We start from the raw sequence: 16,686 nt of genomic DNA, 5'->3' as shown, positions 1-16,686 counted from the left end.
GAATTATATGTGATATTTTAAGGAGTGAAGTTTTGGTATAATGTGCACTGCCTGGACGAAGTTGAAGTGTTATGATATGACACTTCAACTCCGTTCCAAATAATGGAAATTTACATAATTTCCCACTTTTTCATTTCCTCAATGCAGGTTTCGCCTTCTGAGTAAAATGTTACTTCATTTCCCTGCTCTTTTGTAAAGAAAAGAGAGGTGATTGTGTGTTCACCCTGGTTGATAAAGATTTCTATTGAGGATACGTCCAGGAAGACAGAGAGTTGGACAGGTTTTGTCAGATCGATTGTCATACTCCTGATAAAATCATTTTTGCTGACCAGGCTTTCAATTGGGTATTGAGATTGTTTCCGGTTTAGGGTGATCTGGTGATGCTGTTTGTCGAGTGTGAGTATAAGCTTTTCGTTTTTTCCTTTAAAGAAGCTGATGGAAAATTGTGAGCTGTACTGCATATTTAACCGGATATCCAAGCGTTGAGAGTTGCCATAGAATGCGGGATTTCTATAATGTTCTTTGATAAAAAATCGTTGTTTTTCAACTAGATGGCGCTGATGGTTTTCGATTAAATGATAGGGCTTTTGTATCATTCTGCCATCTGTAATAGATAGTTCTCTCGGAAGCGTCATTGAACCGTTCCAGCCGTGATCATGTGCATGCAGTGGATAGTTGATGTCCCACATATTCATCCATGCAATCATTACTCTTTTATTTTCTGCTGTCAGAGTGGTCTGAGGGGCATAAAAATCAAAGCCCTGATCAAGCTCCTGTTCTGTCTCTATAGTAAAGTAACCGGTGTTATAATCAAATTCTCCAATAAGTGCCATTGTTGAATGGACATTTTCAAACTGGTTACCCTTCCTGACCTTATCCTGGGGTGAAAACAATAGAACATGCTTTCCGTCAAGTTCGAATAAATCAGGACATTCCCATACTGTACCGTAGTCCGGACCAAGCTCAAGACGGTTTAAGTAGTTCCAGTTTACTCCGTTTTTGGATGTGTAAAATAGCACAGTGCCAGTGAGACCGATCGTTTTTGCGCCTACTGCCATGTAAAACGATTGTTCATGAGACCACACTTTCGGATCTCTGAAGTCTTCTAATCGGATGTCCTCCGGTATCTCTTCTGAAGAGATCACTGGATTACCGTGAAACTTTTCATAGTTGACTCCATCTTTAGAAATAGCCAGGCATTGCACCTGTCTGATTAACGGTTCATCCGGGAATGGGGTGGCATGCTGCTTCTTTTGATAGTGTTCGTCATACAACTGGTTGAGATGTGTGTCTGTGTGACCGGTATAGTATAACCAATGCTCATTCCCCACTGTCATACCTGATCCAGAAAACACACCATTCCGGTCGTAGGGCTGATCTGGTTTGAGGGCAATGGCTTTATGATTCCAGCGGATTAAATCTTTGCTGGTAGCATGACCCCAATGCATCGGTCCCCATTCAGTTGCATATGGATAGTGCTGATAGAATAGATGGTACTCCTGGTTAAACAATGAAAAACCGTTGGGGTCATTCATCCAGCCCTGAGACGGCATTAGATGATAATTGTGCCTGTATGAAGTATTCATTGATTTTGTGTTCATTACCATGTTGATCACTCATTTCTCCATGCTGCCAAATAGACGTCAGCTGATAGATTTTAATAGATTTAATCATTGTATGCTCTGGACCAATGATAGACAGGTGATCACTATTCTTTAGAGCAGGATAGGCTCTGCTTGAAATCATCTGCCGCTGATTGAGATAACATTCAATTGCAGAATGGTCGATATATACGTGTAAAAAGGGATTTCCATTTATATCAAGCCTTCCTCCCTGAAGGTCGCCCTGACGATTCAGTGAGCTTTCAGTCCGATCCAGCCATACCTGCTGTGCAGCAGGCTGATAAATCAAACTTGTTTTTTCCCTTCCGTCTTTACTTTTCTTCATCATAAGACCAACAGGCTGATCTGTTTCTGAAAATTCGATGATAACCTCGAGCATCTTTTCGCAGAGAGGTCGTAAAAGCCGATTGACATCTTTGATACTGGTATGAGTGAGATCCAGCAGCTTCTCTTTTCTAAGAGAAGTCAGTGCTTGCAGAGGCTTGATTCTCAGATCACCTTCTTCATGAGAAAGCTCTATAGGAAGTCCTGCGTTATGAGCCCATCCGGCATCGTATTCTTCTTTTTCACTACGATCACCCTGCAGAATTGAAAAAACGATTGATTTCCCTGTCACTGGATCAACAAAGCCGCTCGGGCCACTGAATTTGAAGCGACCATAATCCATCAGACGAGGTTCTTCATGATCAGGAATGAACCTGACACTGTCCCGGTCGAATTCACCAATATAATAGTAAGTATCTACGTGTTCATGAGACTCATGATCAAAGTAACTCATAAAAATCAGAATGTGTTTTGTCTTTCCATCAGCATCAGTTAACGGTAAAAAAACAGGCAGCTCCCAATTTGTACCCAGACTTGGAAAGCGCTCAATATCAACAGTGAAAAACTCTCCTTTAAAAGACCAGTCAACACAGTTTTCAGAAGTATAGGCCCAGGCTGTCGGACCCTTATCCATAATCCCTCCGCCGATAATCAAATACCAGAGATTTTCTTTTGAATCCTTCCAGACAAATGGATCACGGAATTGGGCTTTAATCCCCTGACGCTCAGTCTGACTGATCGCGATCTGATCATGCATTTTCCATTCTGAAAGATGAGGGTCATCAGGATCTGCGGGTGTTGCTATTCCAACGCCCTGATTATAGGTTTTAGAGAAATCAGCTGCCGTATAGAACAGGTAAGGAAGATGATCCGGGCCAATGACCGCTGAGCCTGACCAGACCCCTGATGGCGTCAGTGATCCTCTTATTGGAAATAAAGCAGTTTTTTCATTCTTCCAGAAAACCATGTCATCACTTGTCCAATGGCCCCAGTGAAGGTTCGAGAAGTATGGTCCTGAAGCATTTTTCTGATAGAACAGATGATACTTCCCGTTAAAGTAAAATGGGGCATGTGGCTCATTCATCCAGTGCTGTGGCGGTATTGCGTGATATTTTGGGCGGTGCGGATCATCCAGCAGTCTGGTTTCATCCAGATCAACTTCCTGTTGACTCACTGTGAACCTATTTGTCAGGCTGTTGAATTCATCCAGCACCTCTTCACCCGTTAATGCCGCCTGATCGATCCGGATCTCATCTATCAGACCAGAGAACATACCACCTTTAAAATAGGGGCCAATTGAAAATGGATATCTGTTTCGACCAATCGACAGTGTGCATGCTGATGATACAAAAGAATGCTGAAGCAATGCACTGCACGCGAGAGAGCCGTTGATATAGAGCCTGACCTGCTGATGATCATAAACGGCTGTGATCAGTGATTTACGGAAAAGTTCCAGTTGATGTTCTGTACGGAACTGATGAATCTTCTTCCCGTCGCCGATTTCAAACTGGACTTCCCCGTGCTGATAGAGGCTGAGTGAAAATCCGCGATTGAGCTCTCTGTCCAGCTGATCCATAATGGCAGTTGATACTCCGCCATGACAAGCCTCAAAACATCGTGGCGCAATAAGAGCTGACAGTGTAAATGTATCTCCCGGCTGCACCGGTTCATCTTCAATAAATGTAGAGTAGCCGTCAAAATCAAGTGAATATCCCCGTTTTTCTGATCCTGTCCACCTGGGTGCACAATTTTCTTTATACACTGCCTGATTAAAGATGTAATGAACATCAAGTATGCTGCTCCGGACATTTTCTGTCACCTGGCTACCATTTCCTTCATTAAATGTAAGACTGTAGATCAATGCCATCATGCCACCTCTTTATCACTTAATGCCGGACGATGAATTTTGCGGCATAATGTATTTTTGACCGAAAATATAGACAAGCAGGATTGGGATGGTTGTAATGGTAAGGCCGGCCATCACCTGATTCAGATATACTGGCTTGGTTTCGTTCATAATATTAACCGCAACAGCTAACGGATATTTATCTGTTTCTGTGAAGATCATTAAAGGCCAGACATAATCATTCCATGAACCGACAAATACTAAAATTCCCACCGTCATAAAAATAGGCTTTGAAATAGGTACTGCAATTCTCGTAAAGACCTGCCATTCAGATGCGCCATCCATAAAAGCAGATTCTCTCAGCTCTTTAGGAATCTTTTTAAAGAACACCATGAATAGAAAAATATTAAAAGCACTTCCGATATGGGGCAAAGCAAGCCCCCACACAGTGTTCACAAGGTTCATATCATTAATAATGATAAAGATCTGAATTAAAACGGATTGGAACGGAAAAATGATCAGGATCAGCAGCAGACCTGTGATCCATTTTTTGAACGGCACATTGAACATGGCAAGAGCATATCCAGCCAGCGAATTCACTAACAGGCTGCCAAAAACAATGACAAAACTATAAAATACACTGTTTAAGAAATGAACAGAGAACTGAAAGCGGCCAAACATTTCTTTATAAGGATCAAGCCATGAGCCGATATTCGAGAAATGGGGAATAAAGCTTTGAATCGTTCCCATCTCGTTTGTGATATCAGCAACAGACTTTGTACTGTTAACAAACATCCACACAGTCGGAAAAACAAAAAGTACAGTAAATGTCATGAGCAGTAAGAGCTTTGCTAATCTGATGAAGGTTTTCATCTGGTTAATCCTCCTTCACAAGCTTGCTCTGGGCGAAAGCAATCACAATTAAAATGAGCGCAAAGATGACAGTGATCGCACTTGCATACCCGATTTGACGATATCTGGTTCCCTGTTCGAACATATAAAGAAGAATACTCGATGTGCTTCCCTGAGGTCCGCCGTTTGTGAGTACCAGTGGTTCAACAATAATTTTGAATGTTCCTGTGGTGACAACGATTAATACAAATATGAGCTGACCTTTAATACTTGGTACTGTAACAAATCTGAACTTTTGCCAGGCATTAGCGCCTTCTATCGATGCAGCTTCATATAAGGAAGACGGAATATCCTGAAGCGCCGCCATGAGGATCAGCATCTGAAAACTGATTCCCTGCCAGAGAATAATAAATGAAATTGCAGGAAGTGCCAGCTCCGGATCTGAAAAGAACGCCTGTCTGGCAAATCCAAGTTCGGAAAGAAACATATTGACAATCCCTGTATTCGGATCAAGAATGTTTTTCCAGAGCAGCGCGACAACAATGATAGATAAAATATAAGGCGAAAAGAAAACGGTCCGGAAAAATGTATTGGTTTTCGTCTTTTTCGCAATTAGAATCGCTAAAAACAGTGAAATTGCCACCTGAAGCGGGACAATATATATCACATATTTAGTTGTATTAAAAAATGATTGAATCGCAAATTTATCATTTGCTAATTCTGCATAATTGCTGAAGCCGACAAACGAAATATCGTCAGGCTTCAACAGATAATAATCTGTAAATGAATAACCGACTGCCAGGATAAGTGGATAGACCACGAAGATGCCAATTAATAAGAAAGCAGGCAGCAGAAATAACATCTGAGTACTGAATAAAAACTTAATCGAATGATGCTGAGTAAGCCTCTCTTTCACTTTCCCAAGCATAAGTGGCAAGTGTTGATTTAATTCTCTAACTTTTTCCATCGAATACTCCTTTCTGCTGCCTGATTATATTAAAGTTTATCTGAATCTTTCTGCTTCTCTGTCAGCCTTTGCAATCGCATCATCTACCAGCTCTTCGACAGATCCGCTATCAAGCGCAATGCCCTCTACAATATCACCGAGTACATCTTCAAGCACCGGGAAAATTGGGGATTTAGGCTTTACATGTGCAGTATTGACAAGCTGATCAAGCATCAGCTTTCTTGGGTAATCACTGTATAATGCTGAACTGTCAAGCAGTTCTTTATGTCCCGGAATCAGACCGGCCGCCTCTTCCATAACTTGGGCACTTTCTTTATTAGTTAAGTGAGCAACCAATTCAGCTGCAAGCTCCGGATGCTCCGTTGACTGTGTTGCTGCGACATACCAGCTGCCATGAGGAGCAGACTGATGACCTTCTTTGCCGTAAGGATATGGCATCAATGACCAGTTCAGGTCCGGATATTCATTCGAAAACACATCAACCATCCACGATCCTTCAAAACTGATCGCTGCCTGACCAAGTGCAAATGCATTTTCCCTTACAACCGGTGCTACGATTCCTTCATCAAACAGTGTTTCAATCAGCGTCAGTGCCTTAAGTGTATTCTCACTGTTCAGATACCCTTCTGTATCAAGCCCGTTTTCTCCAACAAGCTCTGCATCATTGGAAAAAATCAGCGGAGAGTGTGCATACATTTGCCAGCCACTGTTATCCGGGAACATATGAACCGGTTCCTGACCCATATGATCTCTCAATTTTTTTGCATTACTGAGGAATTCATCATAGGTCCATGCCTGATCAAGCGTCCAGTTTCCGTTTTCGTCAGCCGGCACCTCAATACCTGCTTCTTCAAAAATGTCAGCGTTAAAAAATACAGGTGATGAAAGATCAAAGGACTGCAGTGCGTATAAATGATCATTCGCGCTTCCTGCATCCACAATCGTATCAAGGTAAGAGTCAATCACTGATTGATCCAGATGGTCTTCAAGCGGCAAAAGGATATCTGAATCTGCATAAGAAGCGGTATACACGCTTTCAAGTGTAATGATGTCCGGAAGATCACCGGTTGTGATTGCTGCATTCAGCCTGTCATTATAACCGCTTCCTTCACCGGTTTTCACAATATGCTCTACATTGACTTTAACGCCTTCATTAGCCTCTTCAAACTCCTTAGCCCGCTGATCATAGTTCTCTCCTTCCGGCTCATCAGCCGGCACATGAACCCAGACTGTCAATTCCTTAGTACCGTTTTCTGACTCAACATCTCCATTGGCATTACTCGAACAAGCAGAACTAAAACAGACCAGTGCAGAAACCGTTAAAAGACCAACTGCTTTTTTCATCATGACTCCTCCTCTTTTTGTGGAAACGCTTCCATATGAGTTAAAAAATAAAGGGCAAAGCCCCGGTGAAATCTGTTGTGGAAATGTTTCCATTTTCAATTTTAGTATATAAAACTCTCTTCATTATTGTCAATGCTTTTTTCTTTTATTTTGTTGTGTGTCCTTTAACAAAAGTAACCGGATGGATAACTGGATGAACCGTCTTTCCATTAATCCGCCTGATCAGAAGTTCCACTAGACTTCTGCCGATCGATTCCACCGGCTGTCTGATCGTAGAGAGTTGTTGTGCAGCATATACCTGAATCCCATCAAATCCTATAATTGACAGCTGTTCAGGCACCCGAATTCCCTGCTCCGATGCAAGCTGCAGCAATTCATATGCCATCAAATCATTCTCTGCAAGCACCCCGTCCACCGTATCACGATGTGTTAAAAAGTTCTTTAAAAAAGCCGTCTGATCTACAATAGGATCTTCTTCAATATAGTGTGTACAAGTAATATCCGAGGCAGCTGCTGCATCTTCAAAACCCTGCTTTCTTTTCTCAACTTCTGTCTTAAGGGTCCTGGAATATGTGCCAAGATAAGCAACATGCTTGCAGCCTGCATCACGCAAAACGTGCAAAGCCAGCTCTCCACCTGCATAATTGTCACTCGAAACATAAGGAATATTTTCAATCCGCCGATCCACAAGCACAATAGGCATTGTATGATCCACTTCACGTTCAATCTGATTATAAGAAATTCCAATAATGCCTGACACCTTATTCTGCTTCAACATATTAATATAACTTAATTCTTTCTCAATATGATTACTGGAATTGCAAAGCATCATCTTATATCCCCTTTGGTCCAGCTCATCTTCAATAAAATACGTAAGCTCTGAAAAGAAGGCATGATGAATCGAAGGCAGAAATAACGCCACAATCTTACTATCCTGACTCACAAAAGCCCTGGCTGTCTCATTTGGGACATACCCCAGCTGCTCAATCGCCTTTTCAACCTTATTCCTCGTTGCTTCACTTACATATCCGGACTGATTAATCACACGTGAAGCAGTGCCAAGTCCAACACCTGCAAGCTTTGCCACATCTTTAATAGTTGCCATCCCCATCACCTCACACAAGATCATATCACATGTGGAAACGTTTCACTATTAGTTTTTAAAAAGGGTAAAGCGAAGTTTGTCACTCTCCCAAACTTCGCTTCCAATTATACAAACACAATCCACAATACGAACGTCACAACAATCGCTGTCAATCCCTGTACCAGCGTAGCGGCGGTCTGCGCTTTATAAGCCTGTGTAACAGTCATCCCACTGAATTCTTTAACAACCCAAAAGTAGCTGTCGTTGACGTGTGAGACGACCATGGCCCCTGCTCCGACTGACATGACCACTAATGCGAGTGGCAGTGCGCCTTCGATACCCATTTGACCAAGGAGCGGTGCGATGAGTGATGATGTGATGACGAGCGCTGCTGTTGATGACCCTTGAGCGGTTTTCAGTGCTGCAGCGATCAGGAACGGGATGAAGACAAACATCGCACCTGTAAAGACATCGTTTGCAGCGAATCCTTCAATAAATGCTGCGACCGGCGTTGCTTTAATCACAGAGCCGAATGCCCCACCTGCTCCAGTGATTAAAAGAATTGGAGCGGCTTCTTTAATGCCGATTCCGATCCATTGTGTGAGCGTTTCTTCGTCATATTTTGGTAAAAGTGCAAAGGCGCATAATACGCCCATTAACAGTGCTACAACTGGTGCACCGAGGAAGAGGAATATGTTAAAAATCGTGCCTTCCCAGCCTGCAAATGTAATGACAGATGCGAAGCCGATCAGCAGGATCGGTACAAGAATGGGTGCAAATGATTTAAAAGTAGAAGGCATTTCACCGAATTCTTTTACAATCGCATCGTAATCGAAATCGTGATCATCTTCCCCTTCAATGTGAATCTTTGTACCAACTTTAATCGCCCACAGATAACCTGCAATAATTGCTGGAATAGCGACAATTACACCGATCAGAATAATTGTGCCGAGATAACTTTCAGCACCAATGTTACCTGCAGCCGCGATCGGTCCCGGTGTTGGCGGTACAAGCGTGTGTGTCGCAAATAGGCCTGTAGAAAGTGCGATCGCCATGGAAGCGACTGTCACTTTAGCACGTCTTGCCAAAGCCTTTTTCAGTGACGCTAAAATAACGTACCCTGAATCACAGAATACCGGAATACTGACGATGCTTCCGATCAGACTCATGGCAAGCTGCGGACGCTTTTCGCCAACAAGACGAAGTACGACTTCTGCCATTCTAAGCGCAGCACCTGATTTTTCTAAAATGACGCCGATAATCGTTCCGAATACAATGACGAGACCAATTCCGCCCATCAAGCCGCCAAAGCCGCCATTGACCGCTTCAACAACCGTTGCAAGCGGCAGTCCGGCTACAATCCCGATACCAAACGCTGCAATTAACAGTGACAGAAATGGATGAAGCTTCAGTTTTGCCGTTGCGAAAATGACAAACAATACCCCTAATGTAATAACGAATATTAATCCTATACCTTCCATGTAGAAATTCCTCCCCTTTGTTGTGGTGCGGCAAGTGAAGTTTGGGTCTGTCCCGGGAGCGAAGTCTGGGTCTGACCCAGACTTCGCTCACTCACACCAGCCTCATCACCTGCGAAGCCGTATCATAAAGCAACTCCTCCGCCCTCCGCATACATTCTTCAAGCGGCATAACGCCTGGAATGATTGAAAAACAAGCTGTAAATTGTTCATTTAGTTTAGTGAGATCCCCTGCCAGACTCCCTGAAATCAGGACGACTGGAACACGATGTGTGCTGGCGATGTTCGCGACTTGACCCGGCGCTTTGCCGTACAGCGTTTGCTCATCGCTCTGCCCTTCTCCGGTGATGACAAGGTCAGCTCCTGCGATAACATTCTCGAGCCCAATCGCATCTGCAATCAGTTCAGCACCAGACACGAGCGACGCCCCAATACTGAGCAGCGCAAAACCAAGTCCGCCGGCTGCACCGGCACCGGGTGTTACCATCAACTTGCTGCCGGTAGATGCTTCAACGAGATTCCCGTAACGGTTCATCGCTTCGTCGTAACGAAGAATCTGTTCAGGTGTGGCACCTTTTTGTGGACCGTAGACAGCGGTCGCGCCGCGCTGTCCGGTGAGTGGATTATCTACATCACAGGCAACGCGGATCTTCACTCCTTTTAGACCGGGATTAATTTTGCTAAAATCAAGCGATGACACATGCAGCAGTGATGAACCGGCTGCCGGTAGCTCAATGCCTGCTTCGTCAAAAGCTTTTACCCCAAGTGCTTGCAGCATGCCAAGACCGCCGTCGTTGGAAGAGCTGCCGCCAAGACCGATTAGAATAGACGTCGCACCGTTCCCGACAGCATGACTGATCGCTTCTCCTATTCCATAGGACGTAGTGTTGTCAGGATTGCGCATCGCCTCAGGCACAAGCGGAAGTCCAGATATCTCAGCGCCTTCAATGACCGCTGTACCGTCTCGCAGCTTCAGATAAAAGCTCTCCCTCGTTTCACCGAGTGGACCACGGCAGATAAATGGAACCTTCTCTCCATCCGTTGCAGCGAGCAGTGCATCCAGTGTCCCTTCGCCTCCATCTGCCATAGGCTTCAGCACTACTTTAGCATTGGGGTGAATAGCTTTTACCGAGCGACTGATGACTGCTGCGGCTCTTTCTGCGGATATACTTCCTTTAAATGAATCGGGTGCAATGACAACTTTCATTGGTTCCTCCTTTAGGCAGCACGCTTATTCCCTGCTGCCCGCTATTATTTCCCTTCTTCCATTCAACAGGAAAATGAATACGCTTACAATTGGCGAATGAGACGAAATTTTCTGTCAATAAAACAGAAAAAGTTGTGCACGTGCACAACTCAATGGTCGATATGTTGAAGAATGATGGCAAACAGGATGGTATCTTTTAAGTTACCAGGTGACAGCCCAGTTTTCTCTTCTATCTGTGTAAGACGGTAGCCAAGTGTATTACGGTGAATGTGGAGAGCCTCTGCTGTTTCTTTGATTTTGATATTGTGTTCGAGCAGTTCTTTAAGTGTGGATATGTACACTGGCCCAAGTGCCTCAAGCTTTTTTTGATAAGGAAGTGCAATTGCTCTGTAGACATCGTCAGGGATTGCATCGATCAACCGCTCAGGTTCCCAGTCGCTGCTTTTAGCAATGGTGCCTTTGCCTGCAAATTTGATCGCCTGTTTTGCTTCAAAGTAAGATGTGCGAAGGCCCGGGATGCCTTGATGAGACTCGCCAATACCAATCTGCAGCTGCGTTTGCTGCAGGATTTTTTCTGCAAAAGCCGATGGTTGCTGATCGGCAGGAAACGCGATAATGAATTCAGTTTCCCTGTACATCACAGAAAAAAGAGGATCCGCATTTGACTGGTCCAGCACTGTCTGCAGCTGTCCAACTTTATCAGAAAGGACCTGGTCGGACTGAATCACAAGCACGCGCCAGGTCCCTTCCATTCTTGCGTTCAGCGTGTAACGCGCTTCTTCAGCAAGATACGCTTCATCAATCTCTCGCGGGTGCAAAAGCTGATGCAGCCAGTTTTCCCACTGCCGCTCCTGATAAAATGCCTGGCGCTGAATATAAATTTGTTCAAGCGCAATCTCAACAGACGCTTTCGTCACGCCGGCAGCCTGCATAATTTCATCTGGCTCACCCGTCAGCCCGACCACGCCGGCCATCTGACCGCGGTGGATGATCGGCAGGTTGACTCCTTTTTTCGTCCCGGGAAATTCGTGCAGGTTCCCTTCATTTATGACTACATCCTTCCCACGCTCCATCACAGCAATGGCTCCCTGATGCACCTGCATGTGGCGGTCAGGATCAGAGCTTGCCACAATTCTGCCGGAGAGATCCATCAGGTTCATTGGTACCTGTATGTATGGCGTGAGCCGGTCAATGATTTCTGTTGCAAGGTTTTGTGTGAGTTTCATGTGGGTGCTCCTTAAAAGGGATGGATTTTATTAGGGGTAGCGTAACACAGGGGGGACGGAGGTGAAAGTGTCATTACATGTTAATTTCACCCCCCGTCTAAAGCTTTATTAGAACCATTAGTCATATTGATCCAGACTTCACTGCTTATCTACCACGTCAGATTGGTTAAGACGGGAAATCGCATGTCACACCAAATACAGCAGGACGATCAAAACTAACTAACATCAATGCAGAGAAAAGACCCTATATAAATTGGTTTTCCTACCATGCAGAGCCAGTAGAAGATTTATTTATTTATTCCTGCATCTATAATCATAATAAGGCAGGCCGATATTATTAATGTTACTAAAAGAGTTATATCTAGGAGGATGAATATGCAAAAGTCACTGATTGTGAATGGATACTGGGATAAAAAAGGTACTTGGACAGATACAACCGATCAATTAAATAAGTATTTTACTGAGGGTTACGAGATCGTTAACGTTTCTCCTATGGGCGCGTTCGGATTTGGATTCGGCTACGCGAATTCAACAAGTGATTCCTTTTCACAGCACGATTCTCAATCTGATCATGGTTTTGCCTCGCTTGTGATCATTGAAAAGAAGTAAATCATGCATGCAGGGGTGACTCTGACTGCACTTCACTGCCGGGACAGAGGTTAAAGTATCATTTCATGACGCTTTGACCTCCGTCCCAAGCATCTGCCTCACTCCACCCTAAACACCATCCGCTTCTTCGGATAATGCAGTTCCTGTAACATCAATGCAGATGCACGCTGGTGTTGTTTGCGAAGAGTTTTGAGTGAGCAATGTATGGTAATTCGGTCTCCGTTAGTAAATTCCACGAATGATTTACCGCGTTCCGTGTGTTCGTGAGCTTTATGATAGTGCTCAAGTGAAATCCAGGTGTTATCGATGTGTGCTGGTGAGTGTGTCGGGAAAAATATGATTTCATCGTGATGATTAATTAAGATGGGAATTTTACTATGAATGCTGAATTTGTATCTGACGGAATCCTGTCTGCCCTTGTAGGTGCTGCCACCCATAATACAGGCGTATTCCACCAGTTTTAATGAGGGTAGTTTCGAGTAAATTGTTCTGTCTTTTTCAATAATATGTGTCTGAAACTCGAGGTGTCTGGCGCATCTGATCGCCATTGTTGAAGTATTAATTTTATAGTCTGCTTGGTTTTCTTTCATCCATTTCTCCTCTGTTCGGCCTCTGCCAAAACGTTTATTAACGCGTCGTGAAGTATCCCTAAGAAGTGTCGTTACCTGTTTATTCGACATATTTTCTAAAAACCCTTCATCTATTTTAAATATTTTTACTTTTTAGTAAATATAAGTTATTTATTATGCTGAAAGTCACTGTATTGCGAAGTCTGGGTCTGACCCAGACTTCGCTCAAAAAGATACATTTTGCGCTTTTACGGTATTTCCCGTTTCTTTCGATTGTAACTTCGGCATTATTCGTCGATTTCCCATCCACAAACGTCACAAACGCCGTTTCGCCTATTTTACACTTGATTAGTAGACTACAACTAACCCAGGGAATACACGGCAGACGCGTCTCCATAATGGAGAAAATGAAATGACTTTTGAAGAACGCTATGAACAGTTTGAACCGATGATTTTTCATATGATGAAGAAGCTGCATGTGACGAGGGATCACGATCTTTATCTGCAGGAAGGACGGATTTCGTTGTGGAAGGCCTCTGAGAAATTTCAGGAGGAAAATGGCGATTTTGCACCTTTTGCCTACCAGTACATCCGCGGCGGAATGCTGGATCTGATGCGAAAGCAGAATAAGCTGCTGGAGCGAGAAACGGTGAAATCTGATGAATATTGGCAGATGAATATGGAAATGACAGAGGACAAACTGCTTGAGATTGATATGCTTGCACCTTACGCACAAGGGCTGACCGCGCATCAGAAAAAGTGGTTTTGGCATACGTTTGTGGATGATATGAAAGTGAGTGAGATTGCAGAGAGGCACGGGGTGAGTATGAGTGCTGTTAAGAAGTGGAAGAAGGGGGCTGTGGAGCGGTTGCGGGAAGAACGGGAGTGAAAACAGCGCAGTGAGGGTCTGACCCTGACTGCGCTGTTCATTTTAATCAAACAAAAATTCCCTCTTAATCTCTTCTCTGCTGATCCCGGTTTGCTCGTGTAAAAATGCAATGATTTTTTCTCCATTTTCTTCTTGAAGCAGTCTTTTATATTTATCAATATGTGTTTGAAACCCGTCAAAATAATCACTGGTGTGGTCCGGATGATTATATAATCTGCGATATTCCTCTAAATCTTTAATAGCTATCTTATCATTAATTTGTGCAAGCAGGTTTTTCCACCTGATTATTTCCTTACTATTACGTAACACCTTTTTTACTAACGCTTCTTTCTGCTGCTCTTCTTTAATTTGTTTGATATTCTGATTAACCTCTAATCTTGCATGAATGAGTTCACTTCTATTTTTCTTATCTAGTTCAGGCAGAAATGTCAGTTGATAGTTTTCTAAAAGTTTCTTACGGGGATGCATGTTAATCTGTTTATTTTTTTCTCTAGATTCTTTAATTTCATTTGTTTTGTTAATCATGCCAGGCAATTCGTTTGCGAGAGTCTTAGAATATTTGATAATATCCGGTCCATGTTTTTTAGCGAGACCTAGTATAAGTGGAACCTTAGACACGTGAATTCCTCCTGATGGTTTAGATACCTTATTATAGCATTTATTGATTCGTCAGAAAGCAGTGAGGGTCTGACCCTTACTGCATGCATGAAATTGATTAAATTGGTTTTCTAGAATAATTTTTAGGGAAAAGTATATATACAACGAAGTATTTAACTGCGATATGAAAGTCTTAACCAATTTCCGCTGCCGGGTTTCGGGGGTCTGTGTTTTGGTCTATATGCAGTTTAATATTTTAAAAACAAGGAGGAAAAAAGATGACAAAGGTTTCGTGGTCTAGATTCATGTTCTCTACAAGTCTGATCCTTGTATTGGCAGCATGCAGCAGTGATGAGCCTTCAGATGAAGCATCATCTGATGATTCGGGTACTGTAACAGAAGAAAGCGCTGATGACAGTGCAAATGAAAGTGCAGAAACTGAGCCAAAAGTGACTGAGTTTGAACCAGCATTTCCGGAACAAACAAGAGCACCTGAGGTAGAAACTGAAACAGAGCTTGATGTGGAAGTTGTTGCCGAGGGGCTTGGCGTGTCATGGGGTATGGAAGAGTTTGAACCAAACCGTTTACTTGTTACGCAGAGAGATTCAGCAGAGCTGCTGATTGTAAACCTTGAAGATGGTTCTGTATCAGATCCAATCGAAGGGACACCGGAAGTAAATAACGAAGATCAGGGTGGTTTACTGGATGTCACCATTGCACCTGATTTTGAGGAATCAAGAACCGTATTTCTGACGTTTTCTCAAGACCTGGAAGGTGGTACGGTAACTGCTGTCGGTAAAGGTGTTTTATCAGAAGATGAAGCCTCGCTTGAGGATTTTGAAGTGATTTTCCAGGCAACACCTGCATATGATGGCACCTTACACTATGGCGGACGTATTATCTTTGATGAGGATGGTAACCTATTCTTAACGACTGGAGAACGTTCCGATGTTCCGATTCGCGAACGTGCACAAGACCTGGACGCTTACTTAGGAAAAGTCATTCACATCACACAAGACGGGGAACCAGTAGAGTCGAATCCATTTGTGGAAGATGAAGATGCACTGGATGGTATTTACAGCTACGGTCACCGTAATATTCAAGGAGTGGACTTCAACCCCGCAACAGGAGACCTGTGGATTGTTGAATTCGGTCCGCAAGCTGGGGATGAACTCAACATTATCGAACCAGGTTCTAACTATGGATGGCCAATTGTTTCGTATGGTATCGAGTATTCTGGTGAACTAATCAACGATGGTATTGCAGAACACGAGTCTCAAGGCTTTGTTGAACCGGTCTATTATTGGGATCCAACCAGTGCACCAAGTGGGATGTCATTCTATGACAACGACGCAATTCCTGAGTGGGAAAACAACCTGTTTATCGGTGGTCTTATGCCGAACTATGTTGTACGTGTCGTGATTGAAGATGACATCATTGTTGGAGAAGAACGCCTGTTAACTGATGAAGGCGAGCGTTTCCGTGACATTCTTGTAACGGAGGATGGGGCGCTGATTGCAAGCACTGATGGTGGTAAGGTTTATAGGGTTACTGCAGCGGATTGAGCAGGACCCTATGTCAGGCATAACTTTCACACAATTCATTTCACTTATTTGTTACAAATCACTGGAAGATCAACATACCAATCTCATAACTGTAGACGTTTCAACGTGGCAAAAGCTGGTCATGTTGTTGACATTGCAGGATCAAAAAGATGACAATACTGGATCAACCGCCTAACTGTAACCTTACAACAAAAACAGTTTCATCATTTGTAAAAATCTCCCTTAGGAAAATTGTAGTGAATTGTCAGAATCGTGTAGAGTTGTTTTCAACATAAGGACATAAAATTAAACCAACACAAACAAACGACTGATAAAAGCGTTCAGCAGAGGACTTGATTTTAGGAGTAAACTGGGTAAAGAGACGGAGATTTCATTTTGGTTTTAAGACATTCTGCCTGAGGCGTTAACATACAAGGTTGACTGAGAAGTTTGTATCATTGAACATCTAAGAACAAATTCTTTTTGTAATAGAAAATCCTCATTCTGCATCTTATTTATATAGTAAGA

General features: G+C 43.3%; 14 protein-coding genes. 3 read left to right on the top strand and 11 right to left on the bottom strand.

What is annotated here, in order from left to right; translation table 11 throughout:
- Positions 1-110: 110 nt before the first annotated feature.
- From ACH6CZ_RS09485 to ACH6CZ_RS09445, 9 genes are all read right to left on the bottom strand, one after another.
- Positions 111-1,607, bottom strand: coding sequence for a glycoside hydrolase family 32 protein (locus ACH6CZ_RS09485; protein WP_374097188.1), 1,497 nt, complete (start codon positions 1,605-1,607; stop codon positions 111-113).
- The gene (locus tag ACH6CZ_RS09480; protein ID WP_374097187.1) at positions 1,528-3,813 is read right to left on the bottom strand and encodes a glycoside hydrolase family 32 protein; all 2,286 of its coding nucleotides are present in this window, start codon (positions 3,811-3,813) and stop codon (positions 1,528-1,530) included. The genes ACH6CZ_RS09485 and ACH6CZ_RS09480 overlap by 80 nt, the downstream gene beginning before the upstream one ends.
- A gap of 15 nt (positions 3,814-3,828) precedes the next feature.
- On the bottom strand, positions 3,829-4,665 hold the full coding sequence (locus ACH6CZ_RS09475; RefSeq protein WP_374097186.1) for a carbohydrate ABC transporter permease: 837 nt from the start codon (positions 4,663-4,665) through the stop codon (positions 3,829-3,831).
- Positions 4,666-4,669: 4 nt separating this feature from the next.
- Positions 4,670-5,611 carry a carbohydrate ABC transporter permease gene (locus ACH6CZ_RS09470; RefSeq protein WP_374097185.1) on the bottom strand — a complete coding sequence of 314 codons (942 nt, stop codon included), beginning with the start codon at positions 5,609-5,611 and terminating at the stop codon, positions 4,670-4,672.
- 36 nt (positions 5,612-5,647) lie between these two features.
- Positions 5,648-6,955, bottom strand: coding sequence for an ABC transporter substrate-binding protein (locus ACH6CZ_RS09465; protein WP_374097184.1), 1,308 nt, complete (start codon positions 6,953-6,955; stop codon positions 5,648-5,650).
- A gap of 145 nt (positions 6,956-7,100) precedes the next feature.
- Positions 7,101-8,060: a LacI family DNA-binding transcriptional regulator gene (locus ACH6CZ_RS09460; RefSeq protein WP_374097183.1), complete on the bottom strand. Its 960-nt coding sequence runs from the start codon at positions 8,058-8,060 to the stop codon at positions 7,101-7,103.
- 104 nt (positions 8,061-8,164) lie between these two features.
- On the bottom strand, positions 8,165-9,520 hold the full coding sequence (locus tag ACH6CZ_RS09455; RefSeq protein ID WP_374097182.1) for a GntP family permease: 1,356 nt from the start codon (positions 9,518-9,520) through the stop codon (positions 8,165-8,167).
- Between the two features lie 91 nt (positions 9,521-9,611).
- Positions 9,612-10,724, bottom strand: a complete 1,113-nt coding sequence (locus tag ACH6CZ_RS09450; protein WP_374097181.1) for a glycerate kinase — start codon at positions 10,722-10,724, stop codon at positions 9,612-9,614.
- Between the two features lie 149 nt (positions 10,725-10,873).
- Positions 10,874-11,950 (bottom strand): CdaR family transcriptional regulator, encoded by a 1,077-nt coding sequence (locus tag ACH6CZ_RS09445; protein ID WP_374097180.1) that lies wholly within the window; start codon positions 11,948-11,950, stop codon positions 10,874-10,876.
- Positions 11,951-12,325: 375 nt separating this feature from the next.
- Here ACH6CZ_RS09445 and ACH6CZ_RS09440 point away from each other — a divergent pair, with 375 nt between their 5' ends.
- Positions 12,326-12,559 (top strand): hypothetical protein, encoded by a 234-nt coding sequence (locus ACH6CZ_RS09440; protein ID WP_374097179.1) that lies wholly within the window; start codon positions 12,326-12,328, stop codon positions 12,557-12,559.
- A 98-nt stretch (positions 12,560-12,657) separates the two neighbouring features.
- Here the strand turns inward: ACH6CZ_RS09440 and ACH6CZ_RS09435 are convergent, their stop codons facing one another.
- Positions 12,658-13,239, bottom strand: a complete 582-nt coding sequence (locus ACH6CZ_RS09435; RefSeq protein ID WP_374097178.1) for a competence protein ComK — start codon at positions 13,237-13,239, stop codon at positions 12,658-12,660.
- 301 nt (positions 13,240-13,540) lie between these two features.
- Between ACH6CZ_RS09435 and ACH6CZ_RS09430 the strand changes: the two genes are divergently transcribed.
- Positions 13,541-14,017 carry a sigma-70 family RNA polymerase sigma factor gene (locus ACH6CZ_RS09430; protein ID WP_374097177.1) on the top strand — a complete coding sequence of 159 codons (477 nt, stop codon included), beginning with the start codon at positions 13,541-13,543 and terminating at the stop codon, positions 14,015-14,017.
- Between the two features lie 42 nt (positions 14,018-14,059).
- Here the strand turns inward: ACH6CZ_RS09430 and ACH6CZ_RS09425 are convergent, their stop codons facing one another.
- The gene (locus ACH6CZ_RS09425) at positions 14,060-14,635 is read right to left on the bottom strand and encodes a hypothetical protein (RefSeq protein ID WP_374097176.1); all 576 of its coding nucleotides are present in this window, start codon (positions 14,633-14,635) and stop codon (positions 14,060-14,062) included.
- A gap of 257 nt (positions 14,636-14,892) precedes the next feature.
- On the opposite strand from ACH6CZ_RS09425, the gene ACH6CZ_RS09420 reads away from it, so the two are divergent.
- The gene (locus ACH6CZ_RS09420; RefSeq protein WP_374097175.1) at positions 14,893-16,179 is read left to right on the top strand and encodes a PQQ-dependent sugar dehydrogenase; all 1,287 of its coding nucleotides are present in this window, start codon (positions 14,893-14,895) and stop codon (positions 16,177-16,179) included.
- Positions 16,180-16,686: the final 507 nt, after the last annotated feature.

Source organism: Jeotgalibacillus sp. JSM ZJ347 (genome assembly GCF_044383825.1).
In the GTDB taxonomy this organism is placed as follows: domain Bacteria; phylum Bacillota; class Bacilli; order Bacillales; family Jeotgalibacillaceae; genus Jeotgalibacillus.
The sequence above is the reverse complement of the archived record's forward strand: the minus strand, read 5'-3'. Positions and strand labels throughout refer to the sequence as shown.